Origin of the sequence: Pseudomonas sp. GL-RE-29 (assembly GCF_019947275.1) — a bacterium.
Classification (GTDB): domain Bacteria; phylum Pseudomonadota; class Gammaproteobacteria; order Pseudomonadales; family Pseudomonadaceae; genus Aquipseudomonas; species Aquipseudomonas fluorescens_A.
Window position 1 is genome coordinate 43,924 of record NZ_JAGYGD010000030.1, and the last position, 21,644, is coordinate 65,567.

A 21,644-nucleotide genomic window follows, 5' to 3' on the forward strand; every position below is an offset into this window, starting at 1 on the left:
GCCTGACACCCCGCGGCGTCCTCAGGTTCATCGCGAGCAGGCTCGCTCCTACAGGGTTTTGCAGTTTCTGTTGAATCGCGCACAAAAAAACGCCCCGAACCAGTCGGGGCGTCAGATGTGCAGCGCTGCGGTTAGCTTTCTATTCGGCCCGCAGCGGCTGATGTCTCAAGCGAAGCAGATCAGTGGAACTGTTCTTCTTCAGTCGAACCGGTCAGCGCGGTTACCGAAGACGAGCCACCTTGAATCACAGTGGTCATGTCGTCGAAGTAGCCGGTGCCCACTTCCTGCTGGTGAGCCACGAAGGTGTAGCCCTTCGAAGCGTCAGCGAACTCTTGCTCTTGCAATTTCACGTAGGCAGTCATGTCGTTGCGGGCGTAGTCGTGCGCCAGGTTGAACATGCTGTGCCACATGTTGTGAATGCCGGCCAGGGTGATGAACTGGTGCTTGTAACCCATGGCGGACAGTTCGCGCTGGAACTTGGCGATGGTCGCGTCGTCCAGGTTTTTCTTCCAGTTGAAGGAAGGCGAGCAGTTGTAGGACAGCAGTTGGTCCGGGTATTCCTTCTTGATCGCTTCAGCGAAGCGACGAGCCTCGTCCAGGTCTGGCTTGGCGGTTTCGCACCAGATCAGGTCGGCGTACGGAGCGTAGGCCAGGCCGCGAGCGATCGCCTGGTCCAGGCCGGCGCGCACTTTGTAGAAGCCTTCCTGGGTGCGTTCGCCAGTCACGAATGGCTGGTCGTACGGGTCGCAGTCGGACGTCAGCAGGTCAGCGGCGTTAGCGTCGGTACGAGCCAGGATGATGGTCGGAGTACCGGCAACGTCAGCAGCCAGTCGCGCTGCGGTCAGCTTCTGTACGGCTTCCTGGGTAGGTACCAGTACCTTGCCGCCCATGTGGCCGCACTTCTTCACGGAAGCCAGTTGGTCTTCGAAGTGAACGCCGGCGGCGCCTGCTTCGATCATGCTCTTCATCAGCTCGTAAGCGTTCAGTACGCCGCCGAAACCGGCTTCGGCGTCAGCCACGATGGGTGCGAAGTAGTCGATGTAGCCAGCGTCGCCCGGGTTCTTGCCGGCTTTCCACTGGATCTGGTCAGCACGACGGAACGAGTTGTTGATGCGCTTGACCACGGTTGGAACCGAATCCACCGGGTACAGCGACTGGTCTGGGTACATCGATTCGGCGGAGTTGTTGTCCGCAGCCACTTGCCAGCCCGACAGGTAGATCGCCTGGATACCGGCTTTGACTTGTTGCACAGCCTGGCCGCCAGTCAGGGCGCCCATGCAGTTGACGAAATCTTTCTCAGGACGGAAGGCTGGCTTGGCACCCTGGGTAACCAGGTTCCACAGCTTCTCGGCGCCCATTTTTGCAAAGGTGTGCTCAGGTTGAACCGAGCCACGCAGACGGACGACGTCAGCAGCGGAGTAAGTGCGTGTCACGCCTTTCCAGCGCGGGTTTTCAGCCCAGTCTTTTTCGAGGGCTGCAATTTGCTGTTCGCGTGTCAGTGCCATGGGAGATAAACCTCGTCGCGTCTTTATGAAAAGTTGTTCTGCGGTGGAAAATTCCTGCGCTCGCTGACCAGAAGCTTAGGTGGTCAAGTCGGATTCGGCGGGGATGGCGACGGGATGAACGATGGGCTCGAGGGGAAGTGAGCAGGTAAGGGCGAACTGGCGGGCGCATTCGGGCGTCGTGGGCCTTGGTGCGAACTTCAGTGTGATGCCGTGTTTACCTAATTACGCTTCCGTCCCTCGGGACAACTTCGTTCCAGTCGGCAACCTCGTCAAACACACCTTGTGGGCGGTACAGACACGAAGCGGTTCGCGGGGTAGGTGCGAACATCGCCTCGAAGGCCCTTGCCAGGGCCCCTGATTAGCGGGAGCGAGGCCATCATGCCTTTGCTTTTTTGGCTCGTCAAACGATTTGTAGTGCTTTTTTTCAAGCACTACATCTTTGGTCTAATACGACTTGTCAGTCAGTTTTCGGTGTCTCAGTCCAAAGTATCGACTTTCACTCGAAGGGTCATGTCATTGCGGCTCTGGGTAGAGTAGCTGCGGGTCACGCCCTGTTTATCGGCCTGCGTCTGGCCATTCATGCCGGCCAACAAGATCCACTCGCCCAGGCGGCCGCTGACAGTTGTGTCGGTGCTTTGCACGTTCACTACATCGGGACGTTCCTGGCTCATGCGGTCACGGTTGGTACTGATCGATAGATGGACGATTTCGCCAGTGACGTTTGCAGTGACGTAGAAGCCTTGTGTGACGTTGCGGTATTCGGTCTGGCTGCGCAGGTCGCCATAGGAATCGGATTGCGTGCTGGTGAGCGGCACGCTCTGGCCGACCTGGATCAGTGCCGGCATGCCATCAGTGGCTTGTACCTGCTGGATGCCGCCGTCCCGGCTGTCGGTGCTGCGGCTGATAATGCGGGTCTGGTTTGGTTTGGCGCCGTTGACTGAATAGCCCTGATCACCCTGGACGTTGTTTTCATTGGTGTCGACGGTGATCAGCAGGCGTTTTGGCGCTGTGTCGAGTTGCGAGAGAAGGGCTTTAAGTTCGTCGATCTTGCGCTGATCAGCATTGACGATGAGTTGATTGCCGTAGGCGCTGACCTGACCTTCCTTGCCGATGAAATCTTGCGCCACCGGCAACATGTCGGCGCTGGTGTGGTAGTTCAATGGCACGATTTCGGTGGCTGCCAGGACCGAAAAACTGCAGCTCACCAGTAGCGTGGTGAGCAGGGTGCGTAGGGACATATCCGTTATCTCCGCCAACTTCAAAGTGTTGATATTGCCAGTTTGTCGGCCCGCAGTGGGGCAAGTTGAATCGTAGACAGCAAAACGCCCCGGCATCGTTTGATGTCGAGGCGTTTTGTGATGGGGTCGAAGCTTTTGTGGCTAGGGAGCTTGCTCCCGCTGGGGCGCGAAGCGGCCCTAAAATCCAGGTCTGCTAAGCAGCCCAGCGGGAGCAAGCTCCCTCGCCACAATGAATCAAGCTGAATGGCGAACCATGTCCACATGCGGAATCCCTGCTTCCAGGAACTCCTCACTGACCAGGCTGAAACCCAGGCGCTCATAGAACGCCGTGGCTTGCACCTGGGCGCTGAGCATCTGTTGCTTGAGCCCGCGTTCTTCTGCTTCGCCGATCACGGCTTGCATCAGCGCATCGCCGACTTTCAAGCCGCGCCAGTCTTTGAGCACCGATACCCGGCCTACGTGACCGTCGGGCAGCAGGCGTGCGGTACCGATGGGAAAGTCGCCTTCGAACGCAAGGAAATGCACGGCGGTTGCGTCGTCGGCGTCCCATTCCAGTTCAGGTGGTACGCATTGCTCGGCGACGAACACCGTTTCACGAATGCGCCGGATCTCGGCGTTGTCCTTTTGCCAGTCTGCGACACGTACGTGAATTTTATTCATCGGCGAACCCCAGGCTGCCTTGCTTGACCAGTTCACACAGCAGGCCGCGGCCGTCTTCGTCGGTCAACCAGTCACCCAGATTGTCGGCGTGCAGGGCATCGGCGGCGCAGATCATTTTCAGCAGCTCACGCAGTTTGCCCGGCAGATAACGGCTCTGGCCGCTGGCGAACAGCAGCAAGTCGTCATCGACTTCGGACCAGGCCAGTCGCGCGCTCGGATTGCGGATCAGCACTGCGCCTTGTTCGAGTGCGCCGAGGACGTCGTCTTCTTCGAGGTCTTCCGGGCCGACTACCAGTTCCGGGTAGCGTGGTTCGGTCATGAACTGGCCGAACCAGGTCAGCAGCAGGCGCTCGTCGCTCATGTGCTCGGCCAGCAGGCTTTTCAAGCGGTCGAGGGCGTCGTGCTGGATTTGGTGCGGATCGGCCGCAGGCAGGGCGTCGGCGTCGGTGTAACGCTCTTCGTCCGGCAGGAACTGGCTGAGGAAGTCGGTGAAGTGGGTCAGCACTTCAGCGGCGCTCGGTGCGCGGAAACCAACCGAATAGGTCAGGCAGTCATCGACCGCAACACCGCAATGGGCCAGGCGCGGCGGCAGGTAGAGCATGTCGCCCGGTTCCAGAACCCACTCGTCGGTGGCTTCGAAATCAGCGAGGATGCGCAGGTCCGCGTGTTGCAACAGCGGGCTTTCGGAGTCGCACATCTGGCCGATTTTCCAGTTGCGCTTGCCGTGGCCTTGCAGCAGGAACACGTCGTAGTTGTCGAAGTGCGGACCGACGCTGCCGCCCGGCGCGGCGAAGCTGATCATCACGTCGTCGATGCGCCAGCTCGGCAGGAAGCGGAAGTTCTCCAGCAACTCGCTGACTTCCGGCACGAATTGGTCGACGGCTTGAACCAGCAAAGTCCAGTCGCGTTCCGGCAATTTGCTGAATTCGTCCTCGGCAAACGGGCCGCGACGCAATTCCCATGGGCGCTCGCCGTTTTCGATGATCAGGCGCGATTCGACTTCTTCTTCCAGCGCCAGGCCGGCCAGTTCGTCGGCATCGATCGGGCTTTCGAAATCAGGAATCGCCTGACGGATCAACAGCGGTTTTTTCTGCCAGTAGTCGCGCAGGAATTCGCGTGCCGTGATGCCGCCCAGAAGTTGAAGAGGAATATCAGGATTCATGTGTAACCTATTGAAAAAAAGCACTTTTCAGACGGGAATAAAAACGCCCGGCGCGGCCGGGCGTCTTAAAAGGGTCTAGCGGTCGATCAGATGCGTTTGGCTTGCGCTACAGCGTTGCCGATGTAGTTCGCCGGGGTGAGCAATTTCAGCTCGGCCTTGGCGGCGGCTGGCATGTCCAGGCCGTCGATGAAAGTTTGCAGCGCTTCAGGGCTGATGCCCTTGCCGCGGGTCAATTCTTTCAGCTTTTCGTACGGGTTTTCGATGTTGTAGCGACGCATGACAGTCTGGATCGGCTCGGCCAGGACTTCCCAGCAGGCGTCCAGGTCAGCGGCGATTTTCTGCTCGTTGAGCTCCAGCTTGCTGATGCCTTTGAGGCTTGCTTCGTACGCGATCACGCTGTGGGCGAAGCCGACACCGAGGTTGCGCAGTACGGTGGAGTCGGTCAGATCTCGCTGCCAGCGGGAGATTGGCAGTTTGCTCGCCAGGTGCTGGAACAGTGCGTTGGCGATGCCCAGGTTGCCTTCGGAGTTTTCGAAGTCGATCGGGTTGACTTTGTGTGGCATGGTCGACGAACCGATTTCGCCAGCGATGGTGCGCTGCTTGAAGTAACCCAGGGAGATGTAGCCCCAGATATCACGGTCGAAGTCGATCAGGATGGTGTTGAAGCGTGCGATCGCGTCGAACAGCTCGGCAATGTAGTCGTGCGGTTCGATCTGCGTGGTGTACGGGTTGAAGCCCAGGCCCAGTTCGTCTTCGATGAAGGCGCGGGCGTTGGCTTCCCAGTCGATTTCCGGGTAGGCCGACAGGTGAGCGTTGTAGTTGCCGACAGCGCCGTTGATCTTGCCCAGCAGTGGAACGGCAGCGACCTGAGCGATTTGACGCTCGAGACGGTAAACCACGTTCGCCAGTTCTTTGCCCAGGGTGGTCGGCGAAGCCGGTTGACCGTGGGTGCGCGACAGCATCGGCACATCGGCGAAGCGGATCGCCAGTTCGCGAATGGCTTCGGCAGTTTGGCGCATCAGCGGCAGCATCACGTCATCACGGCCTTCGCGCAGCATCAAGGCGTGGGACAGGTTGTTGATGTCCTCGCTGGTGCAGGCAAAGTGGATGAATTCGCTGACGGCAGCCAATTCAGGCAGCTTGGCCGCTTGCTCTTTGAGCAGGTATTCGATGGCTTTGACGTCGTGGTTGGTGGTGCGCTCGATCTCTTTGACGCGCTCGGCGTGCTCCAGAGAGAAGTTTTCCGCCAGGGTGTTCAACACCGCGTTGGCTTCGGCGGAGAACGCCGGCACTTCGCTGATGGCCGGGTGAGCGGCCAGGCGCTGGAGCCAGCGCACTTCAACCAGGACGCGGGCACGGATCAGGCCGTACTCGCTGAAAATTGGGCGCAGGGCCTGGGTTTTGCCGGCGTAGCGGCCGTCAACAGGGGAAACCGCAGTGAGCGAAGAAAGCTGCATGGGGTGTTCTCGGACAGTCGGGCAACGAAATGGGGCGCGTATCATACATGAAAAAATCCGCCGGTCCGTCGCCAACTGACCGGCGTATTACGCGTATTGCTAAGTTCTGTGCTGTCGATGCGGGTTATTCGTTACGCATCAAGGGGTAAAGCTCTTTCAGCAATTTGCGGCGACTGATCACCAACTGCCAGCGATGCCCGCCCAATTGCCGCCACAGGCGTGCCGAACGAATGCCGGCCAGCAGCAACGCGCGAATTTTCGAGGCGTTGCTCGGTTGCTGCAGGTTGCGCATGTCGCCGTGCACCTGAATGCGTTGGCGCAAGGTGCTCAGGGTGTCCTGGTACAGTGCGCCGCAGGCGGCGACCACGTTTTCGTGGGCCGGGCCGAAGTGTTCGACCTGGGACTGAATTTGCGGCAGACGCTTGCCGATGATGTCCAGCATATCGCTGCGCTTGGCCAGTTGGCGCTCAAGGCCAAGCATGGCCAGCGCATAGCGCAGTGGCTCGCGCTGCAGGGCGCTCGGGTCGCGTTCAAGGGCGCCGATCAACGCGCGATAACCTTCGCGCAGATTGAGGTCGTCGCCGCCGTAGACTTCCAGGGTGTCCTTGGGATCGCGGATCAGCAGGCTGCCGAGCATGCAGGTCAAGCCTGCTTCGCTGGTCTGGCCGGTCTTGGCGATCTTGTCGACCAGCACGGCGGCGAGAAACACGCCGCCTAGCGCGATCAGTTGCTCCTGAGTCGGGCTCATTGGGCCTGGCCTTTGCTGTTCCACGGTTCAGCCACTTCGATCACGCCGCCGCCGAGGCAAATCTCGCCGTCATAGAACACCACGGACTGGCCTGGAGTGACTGCGCGTTGCGGGTCATCGAACGTCGCGCGGTAGCCGGTGGCAGTCTTTTCCAGAGTGCAGGGCTGATCGCTCTGGCGATAACGGACTTTGGCGGTCAGCTTGCGCGGCTCGGTCAGATCGATTGGGTTGACCCAATAGATGTCCGAAGCGAGCAGGGCGCGGGAGAACAACCATGGATGATCGTTGCCCTGGCCGACGATCAGCTCGTTGTGCTCAAGGTCTTTTATCAGCACGTACCACGGCTCGTCGCTGGCGTCTTTCAAGCCGCCAATGCCCAGGCCCTGACGCTGGCCGATGGTGTGATACATCAAACCGTGATGGCGGCCGATGATTTCGCCTTCGGTGGTCTTGATCTCGCCCGGTTGCGCCGGCAGGTACTGCTTGAGGAAGTCACTGAAGCGGCGTTCGCCGATAAAGCAGATCCCGGTGGAATCCTTCTTCTTCGCGGTCGCCAGTTCGTATTTCTCGGCAATCGCGCGAACCTGAGGTTTTTCCAGTTCGCCGACCGGGAACAGGGTCTTGGCGATCTGTTCACCGCCGACGGCGTGCAGGAAATAGCTCTGGTCCTTGTTCGGGTCCAGGCCTTTAAGCAGTTCGGTGCGGCCGTCGATGTCGCGGCGGCGCACGTAGTGGCCGGTGGCGATCAGGTCGGCGCCAAGCATCATGGCGTAGTCGAGGAACGCCTTGAACTTGATTTCGCGGTTGCACAGGATATCCGGGTTCGGCGTGCGTCCGGCCTTGTATTCGGCCAGGAAGTGCTCGAACACGTTGTCCCAGTACTCGGCGGCGAAGTTGGCGGTGTGCAGCTTGATGCCAATTTTGTCGCACACGGCCTGGGCGTCCGCCAGGTCATCCATGGCGGTGCAGTATTCCGTTCCATCGTCTTCTTCCCAGTTCTTCATGAACAGGCCTTCCACCTCATAACCCTGCTCGATCAGCAGGAGAGCGGAAACGGAAGAGTCCACGCCGCCGGACATGCCGACAATGACGCGCTTCTTTTGTGTGTCAGAAGGGGCTGGATCACGCATAGGGATTCAATGAGTGTCTTGAAAAAGGACGCGATTCTAACAGGCTGGAGCCCGCAAGGCTAAAGAGAAGGGCGGATCAATTCGAGGCCGAAGTGTTTACCGTCCAGATAGTCGTCGATGCAGCGAATGATCAGCTCACTGCGCCAGTTGTCGCGCTGAACGATTAATTCCTCGCGAATCAACCACTTGGCGCCGACGATGCCTTCGTCCAATTGGTAGTCGGGATGGTGTTTCAGCGGTTTGGCGATGAAACAGACCCGTTGGTAAGTCACGCCGTTGCTCGGGGCGGTGTAGAGATAAATGCCCAGCACGCCGGTGGGTTCGACGTCCCAGCCGGTTTCCTCGAGGGTTTCGCGGATGGCGGCTTCGGTCAGGGTTTCGTTCGGGTCCAGGTGACCGGCAGGCTGGTTGAGTACGACGCGGCCATGTTTCAGTTCTTCGACCATCAGGAAGCGACCGTTGTCTTCGACGATGGTGGCGACGGTGATGTGGGGCTTCCAGTCCATAAAACACCTCAATTTAAATGTTGAAACGCAAGCCTTGTAGGAACCGGCTTGCTGGCGATAGCGGTGAATCAGTCAATGAAGATGTTGAATGATAAACCGCTATCGCCAGCAAACCGGCTCCTACAGGGATTTGTGCAGGTTCTGAAAACACAAACCCCGGCACGTGGCCGGGGTTCGTGGTGCTTCCTTACAACCTTACACCAGCGCAGCAATCGCCGCGTTGAGCGTGGCGCTCGGGCGCATGGCCTTGCTGATCAGCTCGGCGTCGGCGTGGTAGTAACCGCCGATGTCCACTGGCTTGCCCTGAACGGCGTTGAGCTCGGCAACGATGGTTGCTTCGTTCTCGGTCAGGGTTTTGGCCAGGGTCGCGAACTGCGCTTGCAGTGCAGCGTCTTCGGTCTGGGTAGCCAGGGCCTGAGCCCAGTACAGCGCCAGGTAGAAGTGGCTGCCGCGGTTGTCGATGTTGCCGACTTTGCGCGATGGCGACTTGTTGTTGTCCAGGAACTGGCCGGTGGCCTGATCCAGGGTCTTGGCCAGAACCAGCGCCTTAGGGTTGTTGTAGGTCACGCCCAGGTGTTCCAGGGACGCAGCCAGTGCCAGGAATTCACCCAGCGAATCCCAGCGCAGGAAGTTTTCTTCCAGCAGCTGTTGAACGTGCTTCGGAGCCGAACCGCCGGCGCCGGTTTCGAACAGGCCGCCGCCATTCATCAGCGGAACGATCGACAGCATCTTGGCGCTGGTGCCCAGTTCCATGATCGGGAACAGGTCAGTCAGGTAGTCGCGCAATACGTTGCCGGTCACCGAGATGGTGTCCTTGCCTTCGCGGGTGCGCTGCAGGGTGAACTTCATGGCGTCGACTGGCGCCATGATCTGGATGTCCAGGCCGGCAGTGTCGTGATCCTTCAGGTAAGCCTGAACTTTCTCGATCACTACGCCGTCGTGGGCGCGCATCGGGTCCAGCCAGAAGATCGCTGGAGTGGCGCTTGCGCGAGCACGGTTGACGGCCAGTTTGACCCAATCCTGGATCGGCGCGTCTTTGGTCTGGCACATACGGAAGATGTCGCCGGCTTCAACCGACTGTTCCAGCAGCAGGGTGCCATCGGTGCCGGTCACGCGGACCACGCCGTTGGTCTTGATCTGGAAAGTCTTGTCGTGGGAACCGTACTCTTCGGCTTTTTTCGCCATCAGGCCAACGTTCGGCACGCTGCCCATGGTGGTTGGGTCGAAAGCGCCATTGGCCTTGCAGTCTTCGATGACCGCCTGGTAGATGGTGGCGTAGCAGCGATCCGGGATCACAGCCTTGGTGTCGTGCAGCTGGCCGTCGGTGCCCCACATTTTGCCGGAGTCACGGATCATCGCTGGCATCGAGGCGTCGACGATGACGTCGCTCGGCACGTGCAGGTTGGTGATGCCTTTGTCGGAGTTGACCATGGCCAGCGACGGACGAGCGGCGTAGACCGCCTGGATGTCCGCTTCGATCGCGGCTTGCTGCTCGGCAGGCAAGGCCTTGATGCGCGAGTACAGGTCGCCGATGCCGTTGTTCAGGTTGAAGCCGATCTGTGCCAGCACGTCAGCGTGCTTGGCCAGTGCGTCTTTATAGAACTCGGCAACGATCTGGCCGAACATGATCGGGTCGGAAACCTTCATCATGGTGGCTTTCAGGTGAACCGACAGCAGCACGCCTTTGGCCTTGGCGTCTTCGATTTCGGCAGCGATGAAGCTGCGCAGCGCGTTTTTGCTCATGACCGCGCAATCGAGGATCTCACCGGCTTGTACGCTGGTTTTTTCTTTCAGGACGGTGGTGGTGCCGTCTTGAGCGATCAGTTCGATTTTCACGGCGCCAGCGGCGTCGATCAGGGCAGCTTTTTCGCTGCCGTAGAAATCACCGTTGCTCATGTGCGCAACGTGGGACTTGGAGTCCGCAGCCCAGGCGCCCATTTTGTGCGGGTGCTTGCGCGCATAGTTCTTGACCGACAGCGGAGCGCGACGGTCAGAGTTGCCTTCGCGCAGAACCGGGTTCACGGCGCTGCCCTTGACCTTGTCGTAACGGGCCTTGGCTTCTTTATCCGCTTCAGTGGTTACGGTTTCCGGGTAGTCCGGCAGTGCGTAGCCCTGGGCTTGCAGTTCCTTGATCGCGGCTTGCAGCTGCGGAACCGAGGCGCTGATGTTCGGCAATTTGATGATGTTGGCTTCAGGCGTGACGGCCAGGGCGCCGAGTTCGGCGAGGTGGTCGGCTACGGCTTTGTCGCCCAATTGCTCGGGGAAGCTGGCCAGGATGCGCCCTGCAAGAGAGATATCGCGGGTTTCAACGGCGATATCAGCCGAGGCGGTGAAGGCCTCTACGATAGGCAACAGTGAATAGGTGGCGAGGGCGGGAGCTTCGTCGGTGAAGGTATAGATGATCTTCGAGCGGGTGGGCATATTCGGATTAACTCTCTCTTCTTTGCTAAAGCGTGCGCAGAAACTCGAGGGGCGCCGGGTAAGCGCGTTCGTTCAAAGTCATCCATGAGCCGAATATCGAGATTTCGTTGCTGTGATGTTGGGTGCATCAGTAGGGCGTCAAGCAGACGGACTGCGATAGCAAACCGTCTCATCGGGCGGAAACACTCGTCGTAGAGCTGTTCAGCCTGACGTGACCCTTTAGTCAGCGGCCGCATTATACATAGGTAGCTGGCAATCTGCCGATGGTTCATACACAACGAATGTCGTCCATTGGTCTAAAGGTCGCAGGAGCGAGCAGGGCGTAAGGTCATTCGTCGTGCTTGAGTTTGGCGCTTTTCCCTTTGCTTTCAGGCTTGTAGGTCGCGGGTTGTGCAGCTTTGCGGCATATGGATAGAACATAGGGTTTGCGCGCCGATTCAACTGGGTTACGCTCGAATGAAGCCAGATGTTCAATCCAATCAATGGAGTTCAGCATGGGTTACAAGAAGATTCAGGTTCCAGCCGTCGGCGACAAAATCACCGTCAATGCAGACCATTCTCTCAATGTTCCTAATAACCCGATCATTCCCTTCATCGAAGGCGACGGCATTGGGGTTGATATCAGCCCGGTCATGATCAAGGTTGTCGATGCTGCTGTGAAGAAGGCTTACGGCGGCGAGCGCAAGATTTCCTGGATGGAAGTGTACGCCGGGGAAAAAGCGACTCAGGTTTACGATCAGGACACCTGGCTGCCTCAGGAAACCCTGGACGCGGTCAAGGATTACGTGGTTTCCATCAAAGGCCCGTTGACCACCCCGGTCGGCGGTGGCATTCGCTCCCTGAACGTGGCGCTGCGCCAACAACTCGACTTGTATGTCTGCCTGCGTCCGGTGCGCTGGTTCGAAGGCGTGCCGAGCCCGGTCAAGAAGCCAGGCGACGTCGACATGACGATCTTCCGCGAGAACTCCGAAGACATCTATGCCGGCATCGAGTGGAAGGCCGGTTCCGCCGAAGCCACCAAGGTCATCAAATTCCTTAAAGAAGAAATGGGCGTTACCAAGATCCGTTTCGACGAAAACTGCGGCATCGGCGTCAAGCCGGTTTCCCTGCAAGGTACCAAGCGTCTGGCGCGCAAGGCCCTGCAATATGTGGTCGATAACGACCGCGATTCGCTGACCATCGTGCACAAAGGCAACATCATGAAGTTCACCGAAGGTGCCTTCAAGGAATGGGCCTACGAAGTGGCGGCTGAAGAATTCGGCGCGACCCTGCTCGACGGCGGACCTTGGATGCAGTTCAAGAACCCGAAAACCGGCAAGAACGTCATCGTCAAGGATGCCATCGCCGACGCCATGCTCCAGCAGATTCTGCTGCGCCCGGCCGAGTACGATGTGATCGCGACCCTGAATCTGAACGGCGACTACCTCTCCGACGCCCTGGCGGCGGAAGTGGGCGGTATCGGTATCGCGCCAGGTGCCAACCTGTCCGACACCGTGGCCATGTTCGAAGCCACCCACGGTACTGCACCGAAATACGCCGGCAAGGACCAGGTGAACCCGGGTTCGCTGATCCTCTCCGCCGAAATGATGTTGCGCCACATGGGCTGGACCGAAGCGGCCGACCTGATCATCAAGGGCACCAATGGTGCGATTTCCGCCAAGACCGTGACCTATGACTTCGAGCGTTTGATGGACGGCGCCACGCTGCTTTCGTCTTCGGCGTTTGGCGATGCCATGATTTCGCACATGTAAGCGAATCCAGGCAACGAAAAAACCGCCCGACTCAAGAACTGACTCGGGCGGTTTTTTTATGACTGGAGGGCGGGGCGGTCTTACACCGTAACGGTTTGTTGCGTGGCAGGTGCAATGGTATTCGAAACATCCACAGGATTGCCGATATTCACGGCGTGCAGACCTTTTGGTCCCTGGATAATTTCGAACACGACAGCTTGCCCGGCTTTCAGGGTTTTATAGCCATCCATTTGAATGGCCGAGAAATGCGCGAACAGGTCTTCGCTTTTGCCATCCTCATTGATAAAGCCGTAACCCTTGGCGTTGTTGAACCATTTCACCTTGCCGCTGACCTTGACGCCTGACATACCCATATCCCTCTGCAACAGACTCCATCACTGGAGTATCATCCAGTTCATCCGCAGTCATTTCTTCGAAAAAAGTTGACTCCGCGGACCTTTTTTACCCACTGTGGGCTCTATTGGTTGTAACACCGTTTTGCCGATAGTCAAGGTGACCAGGCAGTCGGAGTTGAAAACGCTGACAGCCGCCCCCACCACTGTATTTGCACAACTGACGAACCTTTCTTTCCATGCATGCAATCAGCCAGATTCGACTAACATTCAATCAGGATCGCCCGACTCTCCAGAAAGATCACCCGGAGGAACACGACGACGATTCCGCAGGCATTGCTGTTCAGGAGGCAAAGCCTGCATTACAGGCACCGCCGATGTACAAGGTGGTTTTGTTCAATGATGACTACACACCGATGGATTTCGTCGTCGAAGTGCTCGAGGTGTTTTTTAACCTGAATCGCGAGCTGGCGACCAAGGTCATGCTGGCCGTCCATACAGAAGGACGGGCAGTATGTGGAGTGTTTACCCGCGACATCGCCGAGACCAAGGCCATGCAGGTCAACCAGTACGCCAGGGAAAGCCAGCATCCGCTACTCTGTGAAATCGAGAAGGACGGTTAATCGCCGGACACTTGGGTATGAGGTGAAGCTATGTTAAACCGCGAGCTCGAAGTCACCCTCAATCTTGCCTTCAAGGAGGCTCGTTCGAAGCGTCATGAATTCATGACCGTCGAACACCTTTTGCTGGCCCTATTGGACAATGAGGCTGCCGCCACCGTTCTGCGTGCCTGCGGCGCAAACCTCGAAAAACTCAAGCACGACCTGCAGGAGTTCATCGACTCCACCACGCCATTGATCCCCGTGCATGACGAGGACCGCGAAACCCAGCCAACCCTGGGCTTCCAGCGTGTATTGCAACGTGCTGTGTTCCACGTACAGAGCTCGGGCAAACGCGAAGTGACTGGCGCCAACGTGCTGGTCGCGATCTTCAGTGAGCAAGAGAGTCAGGCAGTGTTCCTGCTGAAACAGCAGAGCGTTGCCCGTATCGATGTCGTCAACTACATCGCCCATGGCATATCCAAGGTGCCAGGGCACGGCGATCACTCTGAGGGCGAGCAAGATATGCAGGACGACGAGGGCGGTGAGTCTTCTTCTTCAGGCAATCCCCTGGATGCTTATGCAAGCAACCTTAACGAACTCGCGCGCCAGGGTCGTATCGATCCGCTGGTAGGTCGTGAGCTGGAAGTCGAACGCGTCGCGCAGATCCTCGCGCGTCGTCGCAAAAACAATCCGTTGCTGGTGGGCGAGGCGGGCGTGGGTAAAACCGCGATTGCCGAAGGCCTGGCCAAACGCATTGTCGACAACCAGGTGCCAGACCTGCTGGCCAACAGCGTGGTGTATTCCCTCGACTTGGGTGCCTTGCTGGCCGGGACCAAATACCGCGGTGATTTCGAGAAGCGCTTCAAGGCGTTGCTCAATGAGCTGAAAAAACGTCCGCAGGCGATCCTGTTCATCGACGAAATCCACACCATCATCGGTGCGGGTGCCGCCTCGGGTGGCGTCATGGACGCTTCGAACCTGCTCAAACCGCTGCTGTCGTCCGGCGATATTCGCTGCATCGGGTCGACCACGTTCCAGGAATTCCGCGGGATCTTCGAGAAGGACCGTGCTCTGGCTCGGCGCTTCCAGAAGGTCGATGTGTCGGAGCCTTCGGTGGAAGACACCATCGGCATTCTGCGCGGCCTCAAAGGGCGTTTCGAGAGCCACCACAATATCGAATACAGTGATGAAGCCCTGCGTGCCGCTGCCGAACTGGCTTCGCGGTACATCAATGATCGGCACATGCCGGACAAGGCTATCGATGTCATCGACGAAGCAGGTGCCTATCAGCGTCTGCAGCCAATCGAGAAGCGTGTGAAACGCATCGAGGTGCCGCAAGTCGAGGACATCGTCGCGAAAATCGCGCGGATTCCGCCAAAGCATGTCACCAGTTCCGACAAAGAACTGCTGCGTAACCTTGAGCGTGACCTGAAGCTGACGGTGTTTGGGCAGGATGCAGCGATTGATTCGTTGGCGACCGCGATCAAGTTGTCCCGTGCCGGCCTCAAGTCACCTGACAAGCCTGTCGGTTCGTTCCTGTTCGCCGGTCCTACCGGTGTCGGTAAAACCGAAGCGGCGCGCCAGTTGGCCAAGGCTTTGGGCGTCGAGCTGGTGCGTTTCGACATGTCCGAGTACATGGAGCGCCACACCGTATCGCGTCTGATCGGTGCACCTCCGGGTTATGTCGGGTTTGACCAGGGCGGTCTGCTGACCGAAGCCATCACCAAGCAGCCACACTGCGTGCTGTTGCTCGATGAGATCGAGAAGGCGCATCCGGAAGTCTTCAACCTGCTGCTGCAGGTCATGGACCACGGTACGCTCACCGATAACAACGGGCGCAAGGCCGATTTCCGTAACGTGATCGTCATCATGACGACCAACGCCGGTGCGGAAACCGCGGCGCGTGCTTCGATCGGCTTCACCTATCAGGATCACTCTTCCGATGCGATGGAAGTGATCAAGAAGAGCTTCACGCCGGAATTCCGTAACCGTCTGGACACCATCATCCAGTTTGGTCGCCTCAGTCATGAGGTCATCAAAAGTGTGGTGGACAAGTTCCTTATCGAGCTTCAGGCGCAGCTGGAAGACAAGCGTGTCTTGCTGGAAGTCACCGATGCGGCCCGCAGCTGGCTGGCGGCCGGTGGTTACGACGCAGCGATGGGTGCTCGACCAATGGCTCGCCTGATCCAGGACAAGATCAAGCGTCCACTGGCGGAGGAGATTCTCTTTGGTGAGCTGGCCGAACATGGCGGTGTGGTACACATCGACATCAAGGACGGCGAGCTGACCTTCGAGTTCGAAACCACGGCTGAAATGGCCTGACGTTAAACCGCAACAAAGCAAAAAGGCGCCGATTGGCGCCTTTTTGTTATCCGTCATCCGATTCTTCGCCTGATCCCTGATCCCTGTAGGAGCTGCCGAAGGCTGCGATCTTTTGATTTTAAAAAACAAGATCAAAAGATCGCAGCCTTCGGCAGCTCCTACAGTGGATCAGTGGATCAGTGGATCAGCGTTCGATGTCGGGCAAATCGCAGACAAACAAAAACGCCCGGCATAAGCCGGGCGTCTTGTATTGACTTGATTAGCGAGCGCGGTAAGTGATGCGCCCTTTGCTCAAGTCATAGGGCGTCAGCTCGACGCGCACTTTGTCACCGGTAAGAATACGAATGTAGTTCTTGCGCATCTTGCCGGAAATATGCGCGGTTACGACGTGCCCATTTTCCAACTCCACACGAAACATGGTGTTGGGCAGGGTGTCGACGACAGTGCCTTCCATTTCGAAGCTGTCTTCTTTCGACATGCAGTAAAGCCCTCGGTGTCCAATGAATGGCCCGGTGCAACTGCGCCAGGCAAAAGCGGCGTGCATTGTGCCCGAAAAGTGGGGGTCAAGCCAAGGGGTTTAGGCCGTGCACTAGTTCAGAACGACCCAGCGCTGGTTAATCAGCAGTTCAATGGGCCGATATTGGGTCTTGTAGCTCATTTTTTTGCAGTTTTTGATCCAGTAGCCCAAGTAAACCGCGTCCAGCCCCAGGCGTCGGGCCTCGGCAATTTGCCACAGAATCGCGAAACGTCCCAGGCTGCGGCGTTCTTCGGCGGGTTCATAGAAGGTGTAGACCGCCGACAGACCATTCGGCAGAAGATCGGTGACGGCGATCGCCAGCAGCCGTCCGTCGAGACGAAATTCGTAGAAGCGCGAAAACGGCAGGTCGCGTACCAGGAATGTCGAAAATTGATCGCGACTGGGCGGGTACATATCGCCATCGGCGTGACGCTGTTCGATGTAACGCTGATATAGATCGAAATACTCTTCGCTGAAACCCGGTTTGGCAGGGCGCACCTGCAAATCGGCGTTGCGTTTGAAAATGCGTTTCTGCTGACGGTTTGGCGTGAATTGGCCTACAGGAATACGCGCCGGTACGCAGGCGTTGCAGTTTTGGCAATGGGGCCGATACAAGTGGTCGCCACTGCGACGAAAACCCATTTCCGACAGGTCTGCATAGACATGCACATCCATGGGCTGGCTGGGATCAAGGAACAGGGTCGTGGCCTGCTCCTCAGGCAGATAGCTGCAAGAGTGGGGCTGAGTGGCATAGAACTTCAAACGCGCCAACTCGGTCATGATCAACCCTCGGGATAAGCTTTTAATTAGGGGGCGTCTCTAAGTGTAAGCCACGCGCGCAAAAGACGCTCAGCAAACCCAGGTTGCGCCGCTGGGCTGGTCCAGATACTGGGCCAGATAGCCGGCAAATACGCTGCGGGCAATCGCCCGGGCACCCAGGCTGTGCAGATGGTCGGTGGGCATCTGGCAATCGATCAACACGAAACCGGAGTCTTTCAGATGACGCACCAGTGTGGCAAAACCATATTTAGAGGCGTTGTCGGCGCGACTGAACATGGACTCGCCAAAAAACAGCCGCCCCATGGCCAGGCCATACAGTCCGCCGACAAGTTCGCCCTGGTCCCAGACTTCTACCGAATGCGCATGACCGCGCCGGTGCAATTCTATGTAAGCGTCCTGCATGGCTTCGGTGATCCAGGTGCCATCGGCGTAATCCCGCGGCGCAGCACAGGCGCGGATGACCGCAGCGAAATCCTGATCGAAGGTCACTTGATAGCGTTGTTGGCGCAGCAGTTTGTTCAGGCTGCGCGAGACGTGCAATTCGTCGGGAAACAACACGGTGCGCGGGTCCGGCGACCACCAGAGGATTGGCTGGCCTTCCGAGAACCATGGGAAGCAGCCGTGGCGATAGGCGCGGATCAGCCGATCGGCGGACAGGTCACCACCGGCAGCCAGCAGCCCGTTGGGGTCGCGCATGGCTTTTTCCAGCGGCGGGAAAGTCAGGGTATTGCGTTGTAACCAAGTCAGCATGGCGTCCGGGCTTGCAGAAGGGGAGGGCAGTGGCGGGTCGTTGGCCCGCCACTCAGTGTGCCGTCAAACGGCGGGAATGTCGTCGAGGTATTTTTCCGCATCCAGCGCCGCCATGCAGCCAGCCCCGGCTGAAGTGACCGCCTGCCGATAGACATGATCGGCCACGTCACCGGCTGCGAATACGCCTGCGATGGCGGTGGCGGTCGCATCGCCTTCGCTGCCGCCCTTGACCAGCAGGTAGCCGTCACGCATTTCCAGTTGGCCGGTGAAAAGGTCAGTGTTGGGCTTGTGGCCGATGGCAATGAACACCCCAGCAAGGGGTAATTCCTGAGTCGCGCCGGTATGGCTGTCGCGCAGGCGCGCGCCGGTCACGCCGCTGGCGTCGCCCAGCACTTCATCCAGATTCTGGTTCCAGTGCAGGCGAATATTGCCGTTGGCGGCTTTGTCGAAGAGTTTGTCCTGAAGAATCTTCTCCGAGCGCAGCTTGTCGCGACGATGAATCAAGTGGACTTCCTTGGCGATGTTCGACAGGTAAAGCGCCTCTTCGACCGCCGTGTTACCGCCGCCGACCACCGCGACCACCTGATTGCGATAGAAGAAGCCATCGCAGGTCGCGCAGGCTGAAACGCCCTTGCCGGCGAATGTTTCTTCCGACGGCAGCCCCAAATATTGTGCCGAGGCTCCGGTGGCGATGATCAGGGCGTCGCAGGTGTAAGTGCCGCTGTCGCCAATCAGTTCGAATGGGCGCTGTTGCAACTTGGCGGTATGGATGTGGTCGTAAACGATCTCTGTGTCAAAGCGCTCGGCGTGTTTTTGCATGCGTTCCATCAGCACCGGACCGGTGAGGCCCTCGACATCGCCGGGCCAGTTATCGACTTCAACGGTGGTGGTGAGCTGGCCACCTGCCTGTATGCCGGTAATGACAACGGGTTTGAGGTTGGCGCGGGCGGCATAAACGGCTGCGCTGTAACCGGCAGGGCCGGAACCGAGGATGATCAGGCGGGAATGCTTCGCTTCGCTCATAGAAACACCTCATAAGCCTTTGTCACAAAAGAGAATGCGTGCTCAAATTGAGTCGCATGTAATGTGTTTTTGACTATGCTACAGCCAAGGATCTCAGGCATGGCATCGGGCGCACAAACCCGTACAATGCCTGGCTGTAACAGTGTTTGTAACAAAATAAGCATCGCGCTCCGTGTTTATAAAAACCGGGGCGCAGTGTTAAAAGTAGTCCCAGTTACGCCTGTTAACTTTTTTACCTGCCTGGATTGGGCAGTTTTTTATAGTCATTCAACAGATGGACGCGCCATAGGCGCAGGAATAGTAGCGTTTTGAAGAAATCCACCGCAGCACCTAAACCAGCCGTGGTTCCGCTCTGGCGCCAGCATTTGCACTACCGACTCAAGGAAGGTGCGCTGATTGCCATCGGCGCCCTGTGCCTGTTCCTGATGATGGCCTTGCTGACCTATGGCAAGGACGATCCGGGCTGGAGCCACAACAGCAAGATCGACGACGTTCAGAATTTCGGCGGCCCGGCCGGCTCCTACAGCGCCGACATCCTATTCATGGTGCTCGGCTACTTTGCCTACATCTTCCCGCTGCTGCTGGCGATCAAGGCTTACCAGATCTTCCGTCAGCGCCATGAACCGTGGCAGTGGAGCGGTTGGCTGTTTTCCTGGCGCCTGATCGGCCTGGTGTTTTTGGTGCTGTCCGGCGCAGCGCTGGCGCATATCCATTTTCATGCCGCGACCGGTCTGCCGGCCGGTGCTGGTGGCGCACTGGGCGAAAGCCTTGGCGACCTGGCGAAGAATGCCCTGAACATTCAGGGCAGCACGCTGTTGTTCATTGCCCTGTTCCTGTTCGGTCTGACGGTGTTCACCGACCTGTCGTGGTTCAAGGTGATGGACGTCACCGGCAAGATCACCCTCGACCTGTTCGAACTGTTCCAGGGCGCGGCCAATCGCTGGTGGGCAGCCCGTACCGAACGCAAGCAACTGGTCGCGCAATTGCGTGAAGTCGACGATCGCGTGCACGACGTAGTGGCGCCAACCGTTACCGATAAACGTGAACAGGCCAAGGTCAAGGAACGTCTGATCGAGCGCGAGCAAGCGCTGAGCAAGCACATGTCCGAGCGCGAGAAGCAGGTGCCGCCGGTGATTGCGCCGGCTCCACCGAAACCTCCAGCGCCGAGCAAGCGCGTAGAAAAAGAGAAGCAGGCACCGTTGTTCGTCGACAGTGCCGTGGAAGGCACCTTGCCGCCGATCTCGATTCTCGATCCAGCGGAAAAGAAACAACTCAATTACTCGCCTGAATCCCTGGCGGCAGTCGGCCATTTGCTGGAAATCAAGCTCAAGGAATTCGGCGTCGAAGTGACCGTGGATTCGATCCACCCGGGCCCGGTGATTACCCGTTACGAAATCCAGCCGGCAGCCGGGGTCAAGGTCAGCCGCATCTCCAACCTGGCGAAAGACTTGGCGCGCTCCCTGGCCGTGACCAGCGTGCGCGTGGTGGAAGTGATTCCGGGCAAGACCACGGTCGGTATCGAGATTCCCAACGAAGACCGGCAGATCGTGCGCTTCTCCGAGGTGCTGTCGACCCCCGAGTACGACAACTTCAAATCGCCGGTCACCCTGGCCTTGGGTCATGACATCGGCGGCAAACCGGTCATCACTGACCTGGCGAAAATGCCTCACCTGTTGGTGGCCGGTACCACCGGTTCCGGTAAGTCGGTGGGTGTGAACGCGATGATCCTGTCGATCCTGTTCAAGTCCGGCCCGGAAGACGCCAAGCTGATCATGATCGACCCGAAAATGCTTGAGCTGTCGATCTACGAAGGCATTCCGCACCTGCTGTGCCCGGTGGTCACCGACATGAAGGATGCGGCCAACGCCTTGCGTTGGAGCGTTGCCGAGATGGAGCGACGCTACAAGCTGATGGCGAAGATGGGCGTACGAAACCTGTCGGGCTTCAATGCCAAGGTCAAGGAAGCCCAGGACGCCGGCGAGCCATTGAGCGATCCGCTGTACAAACGCGAAAGCATCCACGACGAAGCGCCGCTGCTGCAAAAGTTGCCGACCATCGTCGTGGTCGTGGACGAATTCGCCGACATGATGATGATCGTCGGCAAGAAGGTTGAAGAACTGATCGCCCGTATCGCCCAGAAGGCACGTGCGGCCGGTATCCACTTGATCCTCGCGACCCAGCGACCGTCGGTGGACGTGATCACCGGCCTGATCAAGGCCAACATTCCGACCCGTATGGCGTTCCAGGTATCGAGCAAGATCGACTCCCGGACCATCATCGACCAGGGCGGCGCCGAACAACTGCTCGGCCACGGTGACATGCTGTACATGCCCCCGGGCACCAGCCTGCCGATCCGTGTCCACGGTGCCTTCGTTTCCGACGATGAAGTACACCGCGTGGTGGAGGCCTGGAAACTGCGCGGTGCGCCGGAGTACAACGACGACATTCTCAACGGTGTCGAAGAGGCCGGCAGCGGCTTCGAAGGCAGCAGCGGTGGTGGCGACGGTGATGATCCCGAGGCTGACGCGCTGTACGACGAGGCGGTGCAGTTCGTTCTGGAAAGCCGCCGTGCGTCCATTTCCGCGGTTCAACGCAAGCTGAAGATCGGCTACAACCGCGCCGCGCGCATGATCGAAGCCATGGAAATGGCCGGGGTCGTGACGTCCATGAACACCAACGGTTCGCGTGAAGTCCTGGCCCCTGGCCCGGTGCGCGACTGACCTGAATTTGAAAGGGTGGT

At 58.5% G+C, this 21,644-nt stretch carries 18 protein-coding genes; 4 read left to right on the plus strand and 14 right to left on the minus strand.

The genetic code is table 11. The features are described 5' to 3' along the window. Positions 1–179: 179 nt before the first annotated feature. The 9 genes from aceA to KGB21_RS22095 all read right to left on the minus strand — a co-directional run bounded on the left by aceA (position 180) and on the right by KGB21_RS22095 (position 10,827). The gene (gene aceA, locus KGB21_RS22055) at positions 180–1,505 is read right to left on the minus strand and encodes an isocitrate lyase (RefSeq protein WP_110662143.1); all 1,326 of its coding nucleotides are present in this window, start codon (positions 1,503–1,505) and stop codon (positions 180–182) included. A gap of 476 nt (positions 1,506–1,981) precedes the next feature. Then, complete coding sequence (locus KGB21_RS22060) at positions 1,982–2,743, minus strand: secretin N-terminal domain-containing protein (RefSeq protein WP_223506710.1); 762 nt, start codon at positions 2,741–2,743, stop codon at positions 1,982–1,984. Positions 2,744–2,977: 234 nt separating this feature from the next. Beyond that, a complete protein-coding gene (locus tag KGB21_RS22065) occupies positions 2,978–3,403 on the minus strand; it encodes a GNAT family N-acetyltransferase (protein ID WP_150735179.1) in 426 nt (141 codons plus the stop codon). Continuing rightward, positions 3,396–4,565, minus strand: coding sequence for a cupin domain-containing protein (locus KGB21_RS22070; protein ID WP_223506711.1), 1,170 nt, complete (start codon positions 4,563–4,565; stop codon positions 3,396–3,398). The genes KGB21_RS22065 and KGB21_RS22070 overlap by 8 nt, the downstream gene beginning before the upstream one ends. 86 nt (positions 4,566–4,651) lie before the next feature. Beyond that, a complete protein-coding gene (gene purB / locus KGB21_RS22075) occupies positions 4,652–6,022 on the minus strand; it encodes an adenylosuccinate lyase (RefSeq protein ID WP_020799537.1) in 1,371 nt (456 codons plus the stop codon). Positions 6,023–6,146: 124 nt separating this feature from the next. Then, positions 6,147–6,770, minus strand: a complete 624-nt coding sequence (gene hflD / locus KGB21_RS22080; protein ID WP_034146914.1) for a high frequency lysogenization protein HflD — start codon at positions 6,768–6,770, stop codon at positions 6,147–6,149. Next, positions 6,767–7,900, minus strand: coding sequence for a tRNA 2-thiouridine(34) synthase MnmA (gene mnmA / locus KGB21_RS22085; protein ID WP_223506712.1), 1,134 nt, complete (start codon positions 7,898–7,900; stop codon positions 6,767–6,769). Before mnmA ends, hflD begins: the two co-directional genes overlap by 4 nt. Positions 7,901–7,959: 59 nt before the next feature. Next, complete coding sequence (locus tag KGB21_RS22090) at positions 7,960–8,406, minus strand: NUDIX hydrolase (RefSeq protein ID WP_223506713.1); 447 nt, start codon at positions 8,404–8,406, stop codon at positions 7,960–7,962. Positions 8,407–8,601: 195 nt separating this feature from the next. Continuing rightward, positions 8,602–10,827 (minus strand): NADP-dependent isocitrate dehydrogenase, encoded by a 2,226-nt coding sequence (locus KGB21_RS22095; protein WP_223506714.1) that lies wholly within the window; start codon positions 10,825–10,827, stop codon positions 8,602–8,604. Between the two features lie 494 nt (positions 10,828–11,321). Between KGB21_RS22095 and icd the strand changes: the two genes are divergently transcribed. Continuing rightward, entirely contained in the window at positions 11,322–12,578 is a 1,257-nt protein-coding gene (icd, locus tag KGB21_RS22100; protein WP_223506715.1) for an NADP-dependent isocitrate dehydrogenase, read from the plus strand. Positions 12,579–12,658: 80 nt separating this feature from the next. Here the strand turns inward: icd and cspD are convergent, their stop codons facing one another. After that, positions 12,659–12,931: a cold shock domain-containing protein CspD gene (cspD, locus tag KGB21_RS22105; RefSeq protein ID WP_317846738.1), complete on the minus strand. Its 273-nt coding sequence runs from the start codon at positions 12,929–12,931 to the stop codon at positions 12,659–12,661. A 218-nt stretch (positions 12,932–13,149) separates the two neighbouring features. Between cspD and clpS the strand changes: the two genes are divergently transcribed. Both clpS and clpA read left to right on the plus strand, forming a co-directional pair. Further along, the gene (gene clpS, locus KGB21_RS22110) at positions 13,150–13,533 is read left to right on the plus strand and encodes an ATP-dependent Clp protease adapter ClpS (protein WP_034146919.1); all 384 of its coding nucleotides are present in this window, start codon (positions 13,150–13,152) and stop codon (positions 13,531–13,533) included. Between the two features lie 30 nt (positions 13,534–13,563). After that, positions 13,564–15,834 (plus strand): ATP-dependent Clp protease ATP-binding subunit ClpA, encoded by a 2,271-nt coding sequence (clpA, locus tag KGB21_RS22115; protein WP_034146920.1) that lies wholly within the window; start codon positions 13,564–13,566, stop codon positions 15,832–15,834. Positions 15,835–16,093: 259 nt separating this feature from the next. On the opposite strand, the gene infA is transcribed toward clpA, so the two are convergent. From infA to trxB, 4 genes are all read right to left on the minus strand, one after another. Beyond that, a complete protein-coding gene (gene infA / locus KGB21_RS22120; protein ID WP_002553999.1) occupies positions 16,094–16,312 on the minus strand; it encodes a translation initiation factor IF-1 in 219 nt (72 codons plus the stop codon). A 111-nt stretch (positions 16,313–16,423) separates the two neighbouring features. Further along, on the minus strand, positions 16,424–17,131 hold the full coding sequence (locus tag KGB21_RS22125; RefSeq protein ID WP_034146921.1) for an arginyltransferase: 708 nt from the start codon (positions 17,129–17,131) through the stop codon (positions 16,424–16,426). A 69-nt stretch (positions 17,132–17,200) separates the two neighbouring features. Then, a complete protein-coding gene (aat, locus tag KGB21_RS22130) occupies positions 17,201–17,881 on the minus strand; it encodes a leucyl/phenylalanyl-tRNA--protein transferase (protein ID WP_223506717.1) in 681 nt (226 codons plus the stop codon). Between the two features lie 63 nt (positions 17,882–17,944). After that, positions 17,945–18,904, minus strand: coding sequence for a thioredoxin-disulfide reductase (gene trxB, locus KGB21_RS22135; protein WP_223506718.1), 960 nt, complete (start codon positions 18,902–18,904; stop codon positions 17,945–17,947). 308 nt (positions 18,905–19,212) lie between these two features. Here trxB and KGB21_RS22140 point away from each other — a divergent pair, with 308 nt between their 5' ends. Continuing rightward, on the plus strand, positions 19,213–21,624 hold the full coding sequence (locus tag KGB21_RS22140) for a DNA translocase FtsK (protein ID WP_223506719.1): 2,412 nt from the start codon (positions 19,213–19,215) through the stop codon (positions 21,622–21,624). The last annotated feature ends 20 nt before the right edge of the window (positions 21,625–21,644 follow it).

Excerpts from the sequence above, each read along its gene's own strand:
- KGB21_RS22070 (WP_223506711.1), bottom strand. The coding sequence starts at position 4,565 with ATGAATCCTGATATTCCTCTTCAACTTCTGGGCGGCATCACGGCACGC.
- KGB21_RS22065 (WP_150735179.1), bottom strand. The coding sequence starts at position 3,403 with ATGAATAAAATTCACGTACGTGTCGCAGACTGGCAAAAGGACAACGCC.
- mnmA (WP_223506712.1), bottom strand. The coding sequence starts at position 7,900 with ATGCGTGATCCAGCCCCTTCTGACACACAAAAGAAGCGCGTCATTGTC.
- icd (WP_223506715.1), top strand. The coding sequence starts at position 11,322 with ATGGGTTACAAGAAGATTCAGGTTCCAGCCGTCGGCGACAAAATCACC.
- KGB21_RS22090 (WP_223506713.1), bottom strand. The coding sequence starts at position 8,406 with ATGGACTGGAAGCCCCACATCACCGTCGCCACCATCGTCGAAGACAAC.
- aat (WP_223506717.1), bottom strand. The coding sequence starts at position 17,881 with ATGCTGACTTGGTTACAACGCAATACCCTGACTTTCCCGCCGCTGGAA.
- trxB (WP_223506718.1), bottom strand. The coding sequence starts at position 18,904 with ATGAGCGAAGCGAAGCATTCCCGCCTGATCATCCTCGGTTCCGGCCCT.
- KGB21_RS22060 (WP_223506710.1), bottom strand. The coding sequence starts at position 2,743 with ATGTCCCTACGCACCCTGCTCACCACGCTACTGGTGAGCTGCAGTTTT.
- infA (WP_002553999.1), bottom strand. The coding sequence starts at position 16,312 with ATGTCGAAAGAAGACAGCTTCGAAATGGAAGGCACTGTCGTCGACACC.
- hflD (WP_034146914.1), bottom strand. The coding sequence starts at position 6,770 with ATGAGCCCGACTCAGGAGCAACTGATCGCGCTAGGCGGCGTGTTTCTC.
- KGB21_RS22095 (WP_223506714.1), bottom strand. The coding sequence starts at position 10,827 with ATGCCCACCCGCTCGAAGATCATCTATACCTTCACCGACGAAGCTCCC.
- KGB21_RS22125 (WP_034146921.1), bottom strand. The coding sequence starts at position 17,131 with ATGACCGAGTTGGCGCGTTTGAAGTTCTATGCCACTCAGCCCCACTCT.
- cspD (WP_317846738.1), bottom strand. The coding sequence starts at position 12,931 with ATGGGTATGTCAGGCGTCAAGGTCAGCGGCAAGGTGAAATGGTTCAAC.
- purB (WP_020799537.1), bottom strand. The coding sequence starts at position 6,022 with ATGCAGCTTTCTTCGCTCACTGCGGTTTCCCCTGTTGACGGCCGCTAC.
- clpS (WP_034146919.1), top strand. The coding sequence starts at position 13,150 with ATGCATGCAATCAGCCAGATTCGACTAACATTCAATCAGGATCGCCCG.
- clpA (WP_034146920.1), top strand. The coding sequence starts at position 13,564 with ATGTTAAACCGCGAGCTCGAAGTCACCCTCAATCTTGCCTTCAAGGAG.
- aceA (WP_110662143.1), bottom strand. The coding sequence starts at position 1,505 with ATGGCACTGACACGCGAACAGCAAATTGCAGCCCTCGAAAAAGACTGG.